The following is a 15,909-nucleotide window of genomic DNA, read 5'->3' on the forward strand; positions in this document are numbered from 1 at the left end:
CATACAATCAGTCTAGCATATAAGAGTGAGAACATGGCGTAAACGGGGCGCGGTTATTTAGTTTTAAAGGCCATCTCTACCGACTGGAAAGCTGGAGCGTCGTGGCGGGATTGACCGGCGTTTCGCCCTTGCGCAGTTCCATGTAGAGAAGCGCTTTCTTGTCGGAGAGGTTGGGCATCCGCCCCAGCGGTTCATGGCGGCCGACAGTCTGCCCCTGCTGGACATAGATGCGGCCGATCCCGGTGACCACGACGCGATAATCATGGCCGATGCTGAGAACGACCACCTGTCCGTAGGACTCGAGCGGGCCGGCATATTCGACCTCGCCTTCCGCCGGTGCGGTGACCTGGCTGCCCGGCAGGGCGGCATAGGAGACGCCGCGACTGGCGGGACCATTGCCTTCAACCTGACCAAAATTGCGGGTGATGTCGCCGACCACAGGCGGTTGCAGATGGGTATTGTCGATCGCCGGGGAGCCAAAGAATTTCAGCGGGAGGTCGCCGGTCAGGCGGTTTTCGCGTGCCTTCAGCTCGGCGGCGCGGGCATCCATCTGGTCGGCCTGGTTCAGCAACTGGTCTTCCAGGTCCATCTTCTGCTGGATCAGGCGCTCAATCTCGCTGCGCTGCTCGGAAACCTCGCTTTCGGAGATGAAGATGGCCTCGTTCTGCAGGGCGGCCTGACGGCGCAGATTGACGAGCTGGCTGTTCTGCCGGACGAGGCTTTCGGTGCGCTTTTTCAGTTCCGGCGTTATGGCGCGCATGATGATGGCAGCCAGCACGGCATCGTTGGCCTTGCGCGGCGTCACGAACAGCGCCGGCGGCGGATTGCGCGAATAAATTTGCAGGGCGGAAAGCAGGCGGGTCTGCTTGTCGCGTTCTGCGATCAGGCGTCGGGAAATATCGGTTTCCTGCTGGTTGATGGTTTCCAGCTTGGCGCGGTAGATGGCGGAGCGCGTTTCGCCGGTGCCCTGTTTGCGCGAAATCTCGATGATCTGCTCACGCAGGGCCTCGACCTCCTGGGCAATCTGGCGGGCGGAGCGGCGCTGGGTGTCGCTCTTGCGTTCCTCGGCACGGCGCTGAGCCGACAGGGTATCGAGCGTGGCGCGATCGGCTTCGGAAAGGTCATGTGTCCGCTGTTGCGCATCACTCTGCGCCGCCCCGGCAAGGGCGAGCACGGCCAGGCCGGTCAGAAGCAGATGGCGCGAGGAAGCGAGCATATCCTTGAGATAAGGTGGTTCGGCTTAATTCTCAATAAACACATTTTTCAGCTCAAGCGCCGGACTAGGCGTCCCTCACGACTTTCCTCGCATCAGCTCGGGCGGCCGCTTGGCCTTGCCGGACACATGGCATGTGCCCGGAGATCAGTCCCGATGATACGGCAGACCGGCCAATATGGTGGTGGCGCGGTACATCTGTTCGGCCAACATGACGCGGACCAGGGCGTGTGGCCAGGTTTGCGGGCCAAAAGCCAGCGAGAAGGCGGATGATTTCAGCAAAGCCGGATCAAGGCCATCTGCCCCGCCGATCAGGAAGGTGACGCGACGCTCACCGCGATCCTTGTATATATTGAGGCGCTGGGCGATCTGGCGCGAGGTCAGTTGTTCGCCATGCTCGTCGCAGGCGATCAGGATGCCGCCATCACTTAAGGCTGCCTTGACCGCTTCCATTTCCTGTGCCTTCAGCAGGGCGGAGGTGGCGGCCTTGGCACCTTTCTTGGCTTCTACTTCCAGCAAATCGACAGGTGAAATGCCTAAACCGCGCCCGGTTAAACTGGCGCGGTTCAGATAGTCTTTGACAAGAGTGTTTTCGACCGTCGCGCCGAGCTTGCCAACGGCGCAGAGCGTCAGCTTCATTTAGACGGAGACAGTGTGGCCTGTGCCTTCGGGCGACAGCGACCAGATCTTCTCGATATTGTAGAAGCTGCGGACTTCCGGGCGGAAGATATGCACGACGACATCGCCGACATCGATCAGCACCCAGTCGCAGGCCGGCAGGCCCTCGATCTTGGCCTTGCCATGGCCGGCTTCCTTGAGCGCGCGGACGACGTGATCGGCCAGGGCGCCGACGTGGCGGTGCGAACGGCCGGAGGCGATGATCAGGGTGTCGGCGACCGAGGATTTGCCCTTCAGGTCTATGCAGACGATATCCTGCGCCTTGTCGTCATCGAGCTTGTTGACGATCAGGGTTTCCAGAGGCTCAAGGCCTTCGGTAGACGGAGCTTCATCGTGGGAGGTCTGACCTTGGTCAGGCGTAGCCTCATACAGAGGGGTTTCAGGCGCGGTTTGCGCGGGTTGGCGAGACAGGGCTTCAGTTCCTTTATGATCCACAATGGATGATGCATAGCACAAAATGTGCTGGCGGTCACCCTTTGATGGAATTTTACTGCTGTGGAGATTTCGTCTTAGATTTCAAACGCAAGGCGGTGGAGGAGTGTCCATGTAACGGACCTTTGATAAAAGGGCCTCTGTTTAGATTGGTTTGCCACCTGTCCATGGGCGATCTGAAACGCCATATCGCCAGCCTTCTTTTGCGGTGTATCCGACAAAAATTTGGTTGGGCAAAAAGGCGTAAAAAATATCGTCATCCATATTACGGTCAGAGAACTCGATATAGTGGCCAAAAGATAATTGAAGTCTTACCTTGCCGCCAACCATCTTAAGGCATTCAAATGTTCCGAGGTTCATATTTGGAATGGCAGTGGCGTCGGCTCGTCCGACGAGATGATTTTCCTCTCGGTCAAATATATTCCAATCCTCAAACCACGTGCCAAGACGGTATGTAGCGTTTGCGTCCTGTGATTCAAATGTCAGCGAGAGGGCGTTGTATTCCGCGGTTTTGACAGCAATCAGAGGAAGCCCATTTAGCGATGACAGCAGGTCTTTCAATTCTGAACTTATTTCACTCATGATCGTTCACTTGAGGTGCCGCCTGATGTCTGCGAATGGCGGTCGACGAATGGCCGTGTAACGGACCTTTGATATAGGCCCAGGCCGGGGCGTGGCGATAGGGCAGGGTCTGGGCTGCCCGTTCATCGACCTTGTAGTGGGCAAAGCGCAGGGTGGCTGGCGAGAAGCGCGCCTTCATCAGGGCGCCCGGTCGGGAAACGACGGCGATCGGCACCATGTGCATAAGCTGCACCCAGCCGCGCCAGCGATGGAAGCCGGCCAGGCTGTCGCCGCCCATGATCCAGACGAAATGGACGCCGGGATAGCGGGCTTTCAGGGCGCGCAGGGTATCGAGCGTATAGGTGGCGTGGATGCGGGTCTCGAAATCCGAGATGACATCTTTCGGGCCGGTGAAGGGCCGGACCTGGGCGATGCGGTCCGCCAGTGGCGCGGTCTCGGTCTTCGATTTCAGCGGATTCTGTGGTGATACCAGCCAGATGATCCGGTCGAGGCCCAGTTGCTGGCGCGCCGTTTCAGCGACATGGCGATGGCCGGCGTGCGCCGGATTGAACGAGCCGCCGAACAGGCCAACCGTCATGCCGCGTTCCAGATGGAAGCCGCTGCGCAAACCGCCCGCGGGGACTGCGGGCCGCATCGGGGCCGGACCGGCGAACCACATCCTCAGGCGTTATCCCACGGATTATAGGCGGACGCGGCCTCCGCTCTGGCGGTTTCCGGCTTTTCCCCCTGGATGGTTTCCAGCGCGGCAAACAGCAGGTCACGCACACCTTCTCCGGTCACGCCGGAGATCAGGAAGGGCGTCTGGCCGGAGACCTTCTTGATTTTGGTCACCAGCTTCTTGCGGGCATCGGCATCGAGCGAGATCCACCTTGTTGATGGCCACCAGTTCGGTTTTCGAGCCCGAGGATCTCGTCATAGGCGTTCAGCTCCTTGCGGATGGTCTTGTACGCCTTGACCGGGTCTTCCTGGGTGCCGTCGATCAGATGGAGCAGCACCTTGGTGCGCTCGACGTGGCCCGAGGAACTTGGTGCCGAGGCCGGCGCCTTCGAAGCGCCTTCGATCAGGCCGGGAATATCGGCCAATACAAAACGCTGCTCAGGCCCTAAGTCGATCACGCCGAGATTGGGCACCAGCGTGGTGAAGGGATAGTCGGCGATCTTCGGTTTGGCCGAGGATGAGGCGGCCAGAAAGGTCGACTTGCCGGCATTGGGCAGGCCCACCAGGCCGGCATCGGCGATCAGTTTGAGCCGCAGCCAGATCCACTTTTCCTCGCCATCCTGACCGGGCAGGGCAAATTTCGGCGCCTGGTTGATCGGGCCCTTGAAGCGGGTATTGCCCCAGCCGCCATTGCCGCCCTGGGCCAGCAGATGGCGTTTGCCGGGTTGATCGAGATCGACGATCAGGGTTTCATGGTCTTCCTCGAAAACCTCGGTGCCAACTGGCACATAGAGCACGATATCCTCTGCATTGGCGCCGTGCATCTGGCGGCCCATGCCGTGGGTGCCGGTTTTGGCCTTGAAATGCTGCTGGTAGCGGTAGTCGATCAGGGTATTGAGGCCGTCCTTGGCTTCGATCCACACATTTCCGCCCTTGCCGCCATCACCACCATCGGGGCCGCCATTGGGGATGAACTTTTCACGGCGAAACGAGACGGCGCCGGCGCCGCCGTTGCCGGAACGGATAAAGATTTTGCACTGATCGAGGAATTTCATAAGCCAAAGCGTTTTCGAAAAAGTGGTTGCCGGTTTTTCGTCTAAAAACGCGTCTTACCAAAAAGATGTTCTTTGACGGAAAACGGTCTAAAAAGCAAGAAACCCCGGCGACGCCATGAATAATGGCGTGCCGGGGCTCTCAGGTCGGCGGCTTAAACTACAGTATGCGGATCATATGGAGCGCCAGATGCTCGCCTTCGCGCGCCAGCGAGGTCTCCATCGTGCGGCGGCCGGTATAGAGGAAATCGGCCTTGATCAGGGCCGAGGCCGAAGGTTCGTTATCCGCGAAATGCGCCGCATGGATGATGCGGTGCAGTTTGCGCTTCTTGCACCAGCGCAGCAGGCCATCGGTCGCCTCAATGGCATAGCCCTGACCCTGCCATTGCGGTGCGATGAAGACGCTTAGGTTAGGCCCGAACGAGTGGATGCCACCGGTCGTGCCGCAGGCCGACTTGGTCAGGCTGATAATCCCTATCAGGCGCTCATCATCCAGGCGGATCGCCCAATGCGTAAAGGGCGTGGCGGCCATATCGGCCAGCAGGCGCTCAGCATCGCTGCGATCCAGCGGATGCGGGATGGCGTGGGTCATCCGCGCCGAGTTCTTGTCGGCGAAGACGGCCAGGAAGGCATCGAGATCGGAAGGTTTCAGTGCCGTCAGGCTCAGACGCGTCGTCTCGACGCTGATCTGGTCTGGCTTGTGCGGGCCGATGACGGCCCTGTGGGCTTCATTGCGCGTGATCATGTCTGTCACTCCTTGACCCCGGCGGCATGGATGGCACCACCTTGAGGTCTATTTAGGGTGAAACTGTGTCAGTTCCACCACAGGTCCTGAAAGAGCGGGATCACGTTTGGTTTATGCCAAAACCAAAAACGAAAAACGGGAGCCAGGTCTAACCCGGACTCCCGCTCTAAACTCGGTCCGGATCGGCTTAAAATCTTAAGCACGATCCGAAAATGTCGAATTGTGCTTATTCGGCAGCCGCGGCTACCGGCAGGATCGAGACGTAACAACGCTCGTCGCGCTTGGTGGTGAACTTCACATTGCCTGTCGCCGTGGCGAAGAGGGTATGGTCGCGGCCGAGGCCGACATTTTCACCGGCAAAGAACTTGGTGCCGCGCTGACGGACAAGGATGTTGCCGGCGAGAACGAGTTCACCACCGAACTTCTTGACGCCGAGGCGCTTGGATTGTGAGTCGCGGCCGTTGCGGGACGAACCACCGGATTTTTTGTGTGCCATGGGAGGTGCTCCTTAGGTTCTGTAATTACGCTTCGTCAGCCGAGGTTTCAGCAGCGGCCTTCTTCTTCGGCGCGGCCTTCTTCTTGGCGGGGGCTTCTTCGGCGACAACCGGAACCGAAACCACTTCCGGGGTCTCGATAGCGGCGGCCAGGTTACGCGGCGCCAGGTTACGGGCGCGGGCGTCCAGTTCGGCCTTCGTGGTCAGCGAGACGGTGCCTTCCCACTTCGCCGACTTACCGGCACCAAGGATCGAGGTGACGCGCAGAACCGACTGGAGCTGACGATGGCCGCGGGTACGGCGATAGCCCTGACGGCGGGTCTTCTTGAAGATGCGGACCTTCTCACCCTTGCGGGTTTCGATCAGGGTGGCTTCGACCACGGCGCCATCAACGAGCGGCGCACCGACAACGGCACCGGCCGCATCGCCGAGCATCAGCACGTCGTTGAACTTCACAGCCGCGCCGGCTTCGCCTTCGAGCTTCTCGACAACGATCAGATCGCCAGCCGAAACGCGGTATTGCTTACCGCCTGTTTTGATGACCGCGTACATGGTCAGGAACCTTATGCCGTGGCGCGCGGCTTTAAACGTAGTGCCTTGCGCGGGAGAATGGAAAAACGCCCCAGGAACCACAAGGCTCCGGGCGAGAGGCGGCGACTTATACAAGGATATCTCGGTGAGTCAACGGGTTTATGGGGCGCAAACGGCTATTTTCTGCCTTCGGCGGTCCAAAACAAATCACCTGCTTCATTCTATATATTTGAAAGCTTGATTTCAATGCGCGAAGGCTTAACTAAGCGGCAGATCATTCCACCTTTATAAAGTAACACCCTCATGGCCGATACCGCGCACCAATCGCAAAAGACCCCCGTCACCGTCCTGACCGGCTATCTGGGCGCCGGCAAGACGACCCTGCTCAACCGTATCCTCTCTGAAAACCACGGCCAGAAATATGCCGTAATCGTCAATGAGTTCGGCGAAATCGGCATCGACAACGACCTGATCGTGGGCGCCGATGAAGAAGTGTTCGAGATGAACAATGGCTGCGTCTGCTGCACGGTGCGCGGCGATCTGATCCGCATCCTGTCGCAACTGATGAAGCGCAAAGGCCGTTTCGACGCTATTATTGTCGAGACCACGGGCCTGGCCGATCCCGGCCCGGTGGCGCAGACCTTCTTTGTCGACGAAGACATCAAGGCGAAGACCTATCTCGACTCGGTGACGGCCCTGGTCGATGCCCTGCATTTCGACGAGGCGCTGAAAACCGACCGCGTGGTCAAGGAACAGATCGCTTTCGCCGATCAGATCATTCTCAACAAGACCGACCTGGTCGATGACGCCAAGCTGGATGAAATCGAAGGCCGCCTGAAGGGGCTGAACCCGCTGGCCAGCATCACCCGCGCCCAGCGCTCGTTTGTCGATATCGCCAGCCTGCTGAACCAGCACCGGTTTGATCTGACCAAGCTGGAAGAGATTGGCCACGACGAGCATCACCATCATCATGACCATAATCCGGCGCATGGGGAACCCGGCCATGTTCATGATGAACACTGCGGCCATGACCATCATCATGATCACGGGCATCACCACCACAACCCGGCGCATGGTGAGGCGGGGCATGTCCATGACGAGCATTGCAGCCACACCATCAATCCGATCCACGATGAAGAGATCAAGAGTCTGTCGCTCAGCACCGACAAGCCGATCGACGGCATCCGTTTTACCCAGTGGCTGGATAAGTTGCTGGCGGAAAAGGGCCAGGATATCCTGCGCGCCAAGGGCATTCTGAACGTCAAGGGTGAGAACAAGCGCCTGGTCTTCCAGGCGGTTCATATGATCCTGGAAGGCGACCTGCAACGCGAATGGCAGGCGGACGAGCCGCGTATCTCGCGGGCGGTGTTTATCGGCCGTCATCTTGATACCGCAGCGCTTAAGGCCGGCTTTGAAGCGACGATCGCGGCGTAATTTCTCCTCCCCTGATTTATCGGGGGAGGTGGCAGCGCGAAGCCCGAAGGGCTGGTGTCGCTGACGGAGGGGGCTATTCCACCGTCAGTAATGCCGCCTCCGTCTCGACGCGCTGCGCTTGCTCGACACCTCCCCCGCTTCGCCAAGCGGCTCGCAAGGGAGGAGAAGATTTCTTTCCAAATCCTATCTCCCTGCTTATAAGCGCCATCATGACCTTTGCTTACCAAAAACCCTTCGACTCCTACGTGGTCGCCGCCCTGTTCGATGCGCTTGACGAGCCTGTGGTGGCGCTCGGCGATGGCCGCATTGTCTTTCCTGATTCAGAAAAAGAATTCGACGCCCACCCCGATGCCGGAATCTTAAGCGCCGTAATCCACCCGACCGGGCTGGGCGTTATCACTGGCGGTGACGATGGTCGCGTGGTCTGGACCTCCAAGGATGCCGGCCCGATCGAACTGGCGGTGCATAAGGGCGCCTGGATCGATATGATTGCCGCAGCGCCCGAAGGCCAGGTGATCGCCTATGCCACCGCCAAGAAGGTCCATGTGCTCGACCTGCTCAAGAAAGAGACCAAGACCTTCATACACGAGCATTCGGTCTCCGATCTGGTTTTCGATCCCAAGGCGCGTAAGCTTTATTGTGCCACCTATAATGGTGTGGTCGTGTGGTTTGCCCGTATCGACGAAAAGCAGAAGCCGTCAAAGCTGTTCTGGGCCGGTTCACACACCAAGATCGCTATGGCGCCATCGGGTGAGTTCGTCATCACCGCCATGCAGGAAAACGCCCTGCACGGCTGGCGCCTGAAGGATTCAAAAGACATGCGCATGGGCGGCTATCCCGCCAAGATCAAGTCGCTCGACTTCTTCGCCAAAGGCAAGCTGTTGGCCACCTCCGGCGCCAATGGCGCAGTGGTATGGCCGTTCCTGCGCTCCAATGGTCCGATGGGCGAGGAAGCTTCCGAGATCAATCCGCTGGAAGGCAGCACGGTCTCCGTGGTGGCCGGCGCGGCCGAGGAAACCATCCTCAGCGCCGGCACTGAAGATGGCCGCGTCTGGCTGGCAGAGCTGCAATCGACCCATGTGGAGTGGATCAAGGGCGAAAAAGGTTCGCCAATCACAGCACTGGCTATCTCCGGTGAAGCCAATCGTATTCTGTTTGGCGATGAAGAGGGCGTGGTCTATATCTTTGAAGCGTGATATCACGTTCTGAGAGGCTGCAAAGCATCATCTATCTGCGATACGTTGCTCACGTACCTGAGTACGCTCCGCTACGTTTCTCGATAGCTAATCCTTTTCGCCGTCTCATAACGCGATATCGGTTCGGAGTACGTGGCTGTGGGGGCTGCCTAAATGAGTGAGCGTGATGATGAGCCGGAAGATACGGTTCCGGGCCTGAGCGAAGAAACCATCTATGACGCCCCGCCGGAGTCGACACCCCATCCCATGCCTGAAAAAGTAAAGCGTAAATTCCGCCCTCTGCGTTTTGTGGGCGCCTGTATTGTCGGCTTTTTCACCTTCTCCATTCTCTCGGTCGCTATTCATCGTTTCGTGCCGGTGCCGGTGACCTTCCTGATGATCGAGAAGCTGACCCAGGGCAATGGCCTCGATCACCGCTGGGTGCCCGGCTATCAGATCAGCGATAACCTGAAGCGCGCCGTCATTGCCTCGGAAGACGCCAAGTTCTGTACCCACGATGGTTTTGACATGCAGGCCATCGAGAAGGCCGAGCGCTACAACGCCACACATAAAAAGAAGCGCGGCGCCTCGACCATTTCGCAGCAGACGGCCAAGAATGTCTTCCTGTGGCCGGATCGTTCCTGGGTCCGCAAGGGCTTCGAGGTCTATTACACCTTCCTGATCGAGCATATGTGGTCGAAGGACCGGATCATGGAGGTCTATCTCAATTCGATCGAAATGGGGCCGGGCATCTATGGCGCCGAAGCGGCTTCGCAATACTGGTTCGGCCATAGCGCGAAAACGTTGTCACGCGCGGAAGCGGCGCAACTGGCGGCCATTCTGCCCAATCCGATCAAGCGCAAGGCCAAGGGCAGCAAGCGCTCCGGCCGTATCGCCGCCAATGCGCGGATGGTGGTCAATCAGGGGCTGGATGCCTGCGCGGCGGAATAACAAGAGCGGCAGAATAACAAGAAAAGAAAACGCGTCATGATCACCGTCTGCTTTGTTCTGGGATTCATTCTCTTTTTCTGCGGCCTGTTCTCTCCTCTGGTGCGCGCGTGGAAGATTCTGCTGGTTTCAATACCGCAGTGGTGCCAGCCGCGAAACGGTTGAGGGCTGGTTCCGCCCTGGTCATGATGTTCTGAGCGATCTTCTGCGACAGGGCTTAAGCTTGACGGCGGGGTGGGCGATTATGGGATACGGTATAACGCGTTTGCAGTTCCCCGACGAACGTGGCTCATGGTCGGCATACGATGTTCATCCTGGCATTCTCGGGTATTCGATAGTGATGGCGATAGTGTTGGCCGTACTCTTTACCGCTGCCTTTTGCCTGTTTCGTCCCGGCCGTATGGGGGCTCTCAATGTACTCTGGTTCCTGCGGAGCGCTGGGTATAAATACGCAGCGGCGAAGGAGGATTGCCGCCGTTTGTTTCTCTGTGGTTCCATCTGGGAAATGAACAAGCGCATTCTGTCTTTACCGCTGTTCGTCGTGGGATTGACCGGCGCTTGGGGCCTCGTTGAAAATATATTAGGGCATCCGTTTCCTTGACATGCCCTTGACGACTGCAACCAAATAGCCTTCCCTGCGATTGTTAACCACTGGGAGGACTGGTCATGAAGTATCTGCTGACGTCTGCGGCCTGTGTGGCCTTGCTTACCGGCTGCGCCACCACGACAACGCCTTCCGCGCCCTCGGTGGTACTGGGTTCCGGCAGCGGGCCGGGGCCTATACCGTGCCGGTCGAGCCCGCGCCGCTGACCCCGGCGATGCCGGCCAAGCCGACGCCGGAAGAGGCCACGGCCTTTATCACCGATGCCGAAGCGAAGCTGGCCGATCTCAACGAATATGATCAGCACGCCCAATGGATGGGCGCCACCTTTATTAATTTCGACAGCGAGTGGCTCCAGACCAAGGCCGATGCCGCCCTGAACGAGGCCACGGTCAAATATGCCATGGAATCGGCGCAGTATAATGATGTCGATGCCGATCCGGTGACGCGCCGCAAGCTCGACCTGCTGCGTATTTCCCAAACCCTGCCGGCGGCGGCCGAGCCTGGCGCCGCAGAGGAATTGTCGGCCGTGGCCGCCAAGCTGGGCGCCACCTATTCGACCGGCAAGTTCACCTGGAAGGGCAAGACCTATAATCTCGATGATGCGTCTGATGTGATGGCCAAGACGCGCGATCCGCTGACCACCCGCGCCATGTGGGAAGGCTGGATGAGCATAGCCGCGCCGATGAAGGACGATTATGCCAAGCTGACGGAACTTTCCAATAAGGGCGCGCAAGGTTTGGGCTTCAAGGATACCGGCGCCCTGTGGCGCTCCGGCTATGACATGGACCCGGACGCTTTCGCCGCCGAGACCGACAAGCTGTGGACCCAGGTCGCGCCCTTCTACAAGAATCTGCACTGCTATACGCGCCGCAAGCTGAATGAGAAGTATGGCGATGCCGTCCAGCCGAAGACCGGCCCGATCCGCGCTGACCTGCTCGGTAATATGTGGGCGCAGGACTGGTCGAACATCTATGACGTGGTGGCGCCGAAAGGGATAAAATCCAGCTACAGTCTCGACAAGCTGTTGGTGAAGAAGAAGTACGACCCGCTGAAAATGGTCCATACCGGTGAGAACTTCTACACCTCGCTCGGTTTCAAATCCCTGCCGTCCACCTTCTGGGAACGCTCGCAGTTCACCCGGCCGCGTGACCGCGAAGTGGTCTGCCACGCTTCGGCCTGGGATGTCGATAATAACGAAGACCTGCGCATCAAGATGTGTACCCAGGTCAATGGCGAGGACTTCTACACGGTCCACCACGAGCTGGGGCATAATTTCTACCAGCGCGCCTATATGGATCAGCCCTTCCTGTTCAAGAACGGCGCCAATGACGGCTTCCATGAAGCGATCGGTGATTTTATCGGCCTCAGTTCGGTGACGCCGACCTATCTCAAGCAGATCGGTTTGCTGGACAAGGTGCCGGGCGAATCGGAGGATATTCCCTACCTGCTCAAGATGGCGCTGCAAAAGGTGGCCTTCCTGCCGTTTGGTCTGGAAATCGATCGCTGGCGCTGGGAGGTCTTTTCCGGCCAGATCACCGAAGCGCAGTATAATCAGCGCTGGTGGGAACTGGTGCGCAAGTATCAGGGCATCCAGGCACCGGGGCCGCGTCCGGAATCGGCCTTCGATCCGGGCGGCAAGTATCATGTGGCGGCCAGCGTGCCCTATACGCGCTATTTCCTGGCCGATATTTTGCAATTCCAGTTCCAGCGCGCGGCGTGCGAACAGGCTGGCTGGAAGGGGCCGTTGCACCGCTGCTCGATCTATGGCGAACGCGCGGTGGGTGAGAAGCTGAACGCCATGCTGGAAATGGGGCAATCGAAGCCCTGGCCGGACGCGCTGGAAACCTTTACCGGCCAGCGCGAGATGGATGCCACGGCGATCATGGATTACTTCGCGCCGCTCAATGCCTGGCTGGAAGAGCAGAACAAGGACCAGCAGTGCGGCTGGGATGGCGAGATATAATCTACGGGCAACTGTGTTTGAGTGTGGCGCGGATCAGGTGATCTGCGCCATTTCTTTTGTGTGCCAGTTTGAGTTTTTAGCGATCATAGCGTTGAGTGCTGTGATCATCCACCTCGCAATGGCAATGAGGGGGCACTTCTTTTGTTTTCCTCTGCTTGTGAGGGCCTGATAGCGGTCTTTTACGTCGGCTTTTGATCGGCTTGCGGTTACGGCAGCGGCGAAGAGGAGGTGGCGGATGTGGCGCCTTCCGCCCCAGATGGTTCTTTTTCCCCTGAATGTTCCGCTATCCCTTGGATGAGGGGCCAGTCCGGTCAGGCTTGCGATCTGTTTTCGGTTTCTGTGTCCGAGCTCAGGCAAATCCGCGATCAGGGTTGCTGCGGTAACCGGTCCGATGCCTGGCGCACTTTGCAGGCAGACAGAGGCTTTGCGGAAGTCAGAGTTGGCCTCGATCAGTTCGCGGATTACGGCTTCAATGCTGCGGATTTGCTGATCAAGGATGCTGAGCATGTGGTCGAGGCTTTGGCATATCCAGGGATCATTGCAGAACTGATGTCTACGGGTACGTTCCTGCTTGCGCATTTCGACCATCTGCCGGCGCCTGCTGAGATACAGGCTGAGCCTAACCCGTTCGGTCGAGCGAGGTTGTGACGGTGCCGGCTTTAGGGCCTGCGCCATATGGGCCAGCATGGCTGCATCAACGCGGTCTGTCTTGGCGCGTCGGCCTGAGGCTTTAGCAAAGTCTCTGGCGTCTCTGGGGTTTACGCGGACAAAGGCACCCTGACGCCGCTCCAGTTCTGTGTGCAGGGTCTGGTCAACACGGCTTGTAGCTTCGAACACGACAAGACGTTGGGTGTCGAGGCCATCCAGCCAGGCTGTGATGGCATCAGTGTGGTTATCGATCTGAAAGTAACGCGAAGTTTGACTGTCGAAGATGTCGAGTGTCGCTTTGGAAACATCGACGCCAATGGGAAATTGGTGCAAGGTCATGGGGCCTGTCCTTGTCAATACGGGGTCGGTGGCGACCGCCCCCGGCAACTGTTCAGGTTTGGTGTGAAGCTGCCGGGGACTGAGCCCAGAAACGATCTCTAAGGGATCGGGGTTTGGACAGTCTCCCGGCGGCGATCTTCACAATAGCATACCCACAACAGACAGGGTTTGGGGCCTGTGGGTCCGGACTCATATTATTTTGCCCACCAGTTGACGATGGCTGCGATGGTTATGGTTGCGATGAAGGTTTCAATCTTTCGGTCGTACCGCATGGCCACTCGCCTCCAATCTTTGAAGCGGCAGAACATGCGCTCGATTACGTTACGTTGCTTGTAGACACGTTTGTCATAGGCGAACTGGATGCGGCGATGACGCATAGGCGGGATGACCGCCTTTGTCCCACGCTCCGCCAGCCATTCACGCAGGGCGTTGGCGTCATATCCCTTGTCCGCCACCAACTCACCTGTCGGTGCCAGAGAACCTATGCACTGCTGAGCGACGGCGACATCGGGAATATTCCCAGGCGTTACGACGAGCGTCCAGGGTCTGCCATATGCGTCGCATAGAGCGTGGATCTTGCTCTGGCGTCCGATCTGGGTACGGCCGATACCATTGGCCAAAGCCCCCTTTTGCACCGCCGGCTGAGCGGTGGGCTCGCACCAGAGTCGCGTCGAGGAACAATCGGTCAGGCAAGGCTTCCTGACCGGCCAGGGCATGGAAAATTGCCTCCCACACGCCCTGATCGGCCCAGCGCACGAAGCGATTGTAAAGCGTCTTCTTCGGGCCATAGGCTGGCGGACAATCACTCCAGCGGCCACCCGATTTCAAAGCATGAACAATCCCGGATAAAACCCGCCGGTCGTCCACACGCGGCTTTCCAGGACGTCCTTTGGGTAGCAAAGGCTCGATCCGCGCCCACTGCTCATCAGAAAACCAAAACAAATCAGACATGATCCACCTCCTGGCAAAGAAAGTGAATCACATCCGCAGGCTCAAAGGAATCCCAAATATGGGTCCGGACCCGTGACCCCAAGTCTTCCCTTATTCTAATAAAAAACCCCGCCCCAAAGGGGCGAGGATTTTATTAGAATAGAAAGGCTTTGTGGGATCGCAGACCCCACGCCCCATTACTTGCCGCGCTGATCGCGCTTCGCCGCCACACGCAGGCGCAGGGCGTTGAGCTTGATGAAGCCGGCCGCATCGCGGTGATCGTAAGCGACCTTCCCCTCTTCGAACGTGACCAAATCCTGGTCGTACAGCGAATAGGGGCTTTCGCGGCCGGTGATGGTCACATTGCCCTTGTAGAGCTTGATCGTAACACGACCGGTGACCTTCGATTGCGAGTAGTCGATCGCGGCTTGCAGCATTTCGCGCTCCGGCGAGAACCAGAAGCCGTTATAGACCAGAGAGGCATATTTCGGCATCAGCTCGTCCTTCAGGTGCATGGCGCCGCGATCGAGCGTGATCGACTCGATGCCGCGGTGCGCTGCCAAAAGGATGGTGCCGCCGGGGGTTTCGTATACACCGCGCGACTTCATGCCGACGAAGCGGTTTTCGACGAGATCGAGACGGCCAACGCCATTGTCGTGGCCCAACTCGTTCAGCTTGGTCAGCAGGGCGGCCGGCGACAGGGCCACGCCATTGATGGCAACCGGATCACCGCGCTCGAAATCCATGGTGAAGACGGTCGGGGTGTCGGGCGCGGCTTCCGGCGAAATGGTGCGCTGATATACGAATTCCGGTGCTTCGACGGCCGGATCTTCCAGCACCTTGCCTTCGGAGGACGAGTGCAGCAGGTTGGCGTCGACCGAGAAAGGCGCATCACCGCGCTTGTCCTTGGCGATCTGGATCTGATGCTTTTCAGCGAAGTCGAGCAGAGCTTCGCGGCTCTTGAAATCCCATTCGCGCCACGGGGCGATGACGCGAATATCGGGCTCCAGGCCATAATAGCCCAGCTCGAAACGGACCTGATCATTACCCTTGCCGGTGGCGCCATGGGAAACGGCATCCGCGCCGGTCTTGCGGGCGATCTCGATCTGCTTCTTGGCGATCAGCGGACGGGCGATGGAGGTGCCGAGCAGGTACTGGCCTTCATAGACCGTGTTGGCGCGGAACATCGGGAAGACATAATCCTTCACGAACTCTTCGCGCACGTCCTCGATGAAGATGTTTTCCGGCTTCACGCCGGCGGCGAGCGCCTTGGCGCGGGCGGGTTCGATCTCGCCGCCCTGCCCCAGATCGGCGGTGAAGGTAACCACTTCGGCGCCATATTCGGTTTGCAGCCACTTCAGGATAATCGAGGTATCCAGGCCGCCGGAATAGGCGAGGACGACTTTCTTGACGGGCTTTTCAGCGGATGCGGACATGGGAGCGGGCTTTCTAAGTCAGAAGGCAGTGAGGAGGTTAAAAACAGT

16 protein-coding genes and 1 pseudogene are annotated in these 15,909 nt (G+C 58.7%); 5 read left to right on the forward strand and 12 right to left on the reverse strand.

The window, feature by feature from the left end; all coding sequences use genetic code 11:
• Positions 1-76: 76 nt before the first annotated feature.
• From NVV72_06075 to rplU, 9 genes and pseudogenes are all read right to left on the reverse strand, one after another.
• Positions 77-1,216, reverse strand: a complete 1,140-nt coding sequence (locus tag NVV72_06075; GenBank protein MCR6658918.1) for a peptidoglycan DD-metalloendopeptidase family protein — start codon at positions 1,214-1,216, stop codon at positions 77-79.
• A 144-nt stretch (positions 1,217-1,360) separates the two neighbouring features.
• A complete protein-coding gene (gene rlmH, locus NVV72_06080) occupies positions 1,361-1,852 on the reverse strand; it encodes a 23S rRNA (pseudouridine(1915)-N(3))-methyltransferase RlmH (protein MCR6658919.1) in 492 nt (163 codons plus the stop codon).
• On the reverse strand, positions 1,853-2,326 hold the full coding sequence (rsfS, locus tag NVV72_06085) for a ribosome silencing factor (GenBank protein MCR6658920.1): 474 nt from the start codon (positions 2,324-2,326) through the stop codon (positions 1,853-1,855).
• Positions 2,327-2,467: 141 nt separating this feature from the next.
• A complete protein-coding gene (locus NVV72_06090; protein ID MCR6658921.1) occupies positions 2,468-2,905 on the reverse strand; it encodes a hypothetical protein in 438 nt (145 codons plus the stop codon).
• Positions 2,898-3,563, reverse strand: coding sequence for a nicotinate-nucleotide adenylyltransferase (locus NVV72_06095; protein MCR6658922.1), 666 nt, complete (start codon positions 3,561-3,563; stop codon positions 2,898-2,900). Before NVV72_06095 ends, NVV72_06090 begins: the two co-directional genes overlap by 8 nt.
• A gap of 2 nt (positions 3,564-3,565) precedes the next feature.
• Positions 3,566-4,617: pseudogene (gene obgE, locus NVV72_06100) on the reverse strand (GTPase ObgE).
• Between the two features lie 157 nt (positions 4,618-4,774).
• Positions 4,775-5,359: a GNAT family N-acetyltransferase gene (locus NVV72_06105; protein MCR6658923.1), complete on the reverse strand. Its 585-nt coding sequence runs from the start codon at positions 5,357-5,359 to the stop codon at positions 4,775-4,777.
• Between the two features lie 226 nt (positions 5,360-5,585).
• Positions 5,586-5,855, reverse strand: a complete 270-nt coding sequence (gene rpmA, locus NVV72_06110; GenBank protein ID MCR6658924.1) for a 50S ribosomal protein L27 — start codon at positions 5,853-5,855, stop codon at positions 5,586-5,588.
• Between the two features lie 25 nt (positions 5,856-5,880).
• Entirely contained in the window at positions 5,881-6,405 is a 525-nt protein-coding gene (gene rplU / locus NVV72_06115) for a 50S ribosomal protein L21 (protein MCR6658925.1), read from the reverse strand.
• A gap of 282 nt (positions 6,406-6,687) precedes the next feature.
• Between rplU and NVV72_06120 the strand changes: the two genes are divergently transcribed.
• From NVV72_06120 to NVV72_06140, 5 genes are all read left to right on the forward strand, one after another.
• Positions 6,688-7,818, forward strand: coding sequence for a GTP-binding protein (locus NVV72_06120; protein MCR6658926.1), 1,131 nt, complete (start codon positions 6,688-6,690; stop codon positions 7,816-7,818).
• Positions 7,819-8,027: 209 nt separating this feature from the next.
• A complete protein-coding gene (locus NVV72_06125) occupies positions 8,028-9,014 on the forward strand; it encodes a WD40 repeat domain-containing protein (protein ID MCR6658927.1) in 987 nt (328 codons plus the stop codon).
• A 153-nt stretch (positions 9,015-9,167) separates the two neighbouring features.
• Positions 9,168-9,944, forward strand: coding sequence for a monofunctional biosynthetic peptidoglycan transglycosylase (gene mtgA / locus NVV72_06130; GenBank protein ID MCR6658928.1), 777 nt, complete (start codon positions 9,168-9,170; stop codon positions 9,942-9,944).
• A gap of 663 nt (positions 9,945-10,607) precedes the next feature.
• Positions 10,608-10,751 carry a hypothetical protein gene (locus NVV72_06135; protein MCR6658929.1) on the forward strand — a complete coding sequence of 48 codons (144 nt, stop codon included), beginning with the start codon at positions 10,608-10,610 and terminating at the stop codon, positions 10,749-10,751.
• Positions 10,727-12,508, forward strand: coding sequence for a M2 family metallopeptidase (locus tag NVV72_06140; GenBank protein ID MCR6658930.1), 1,782 nt, complete (start codon positions 10,727-10,729; stop codon positions 12,506-12,508). The genes NVV72_06135 and NVV72_06140 overlap by 25 nt, the downstream gene beginning before the upstream one ends.
• Positions 12,509-12,541: 33 nt before the next feature.
• Here NVV72_06140 and NVV72_06145 read toward each other — a convergent pair whose 3' ends face one another.
• The 3 genes from NVV72_06145 to NVV72_06155 all read right to left on the reverse strand — a co-directional run bounded on the left by NVV72_06145 (position 12,542) and on the right by NVV72_06155 (position 15,861).
• Positions 12,542-13,495, reverse strand: a complete 954-nt coding sequence (locus tag NVV72_06145) for a transposase (GenBank protein ID MCR6658931.1) — start codon at positions 13,493-13,495, stop codon at positions 12,542-12,544.
• A 194-nt stretch (positions 13,496-13,689) separates the two neighbouring features.
• Positions 13,690-14,446, reverse strand: a protein-coding gene (locus NVV72_06150) for an IS5 family transposase (GenBank protein MCR6658932.1) whose coding sequence is annotated in 2 segments (ribosomal slippage) — positions 13,690-14,116 and positions 14,115-14,446 — 759 coding nt in all. Because the reading frame shifts where the segments join, the coding sequence is not laid out codon by codon here.
• 176 nt (positions 14,447-14,622) lie between these two features.
• Entirely contained in the window at positions 14,623-15,861 is a 1,239-nt protein-coding gene (locus tag NVV72_06155; protein MCR6658933.1) for an argininosuccinate synthase, read from the reverse strand.
• Positions 15,862-15,909 lie beyond the last annotated feature (48 nt).

This window comes from Asticcacaulis sp. (assembly GCA_024707255.1).
Taxonomy (GTDB): Bacteria; Pseudomonadota; Alphaproteobacteria; order Caulobacterales; family Caulobacteraceae; genus Asticcacaulis.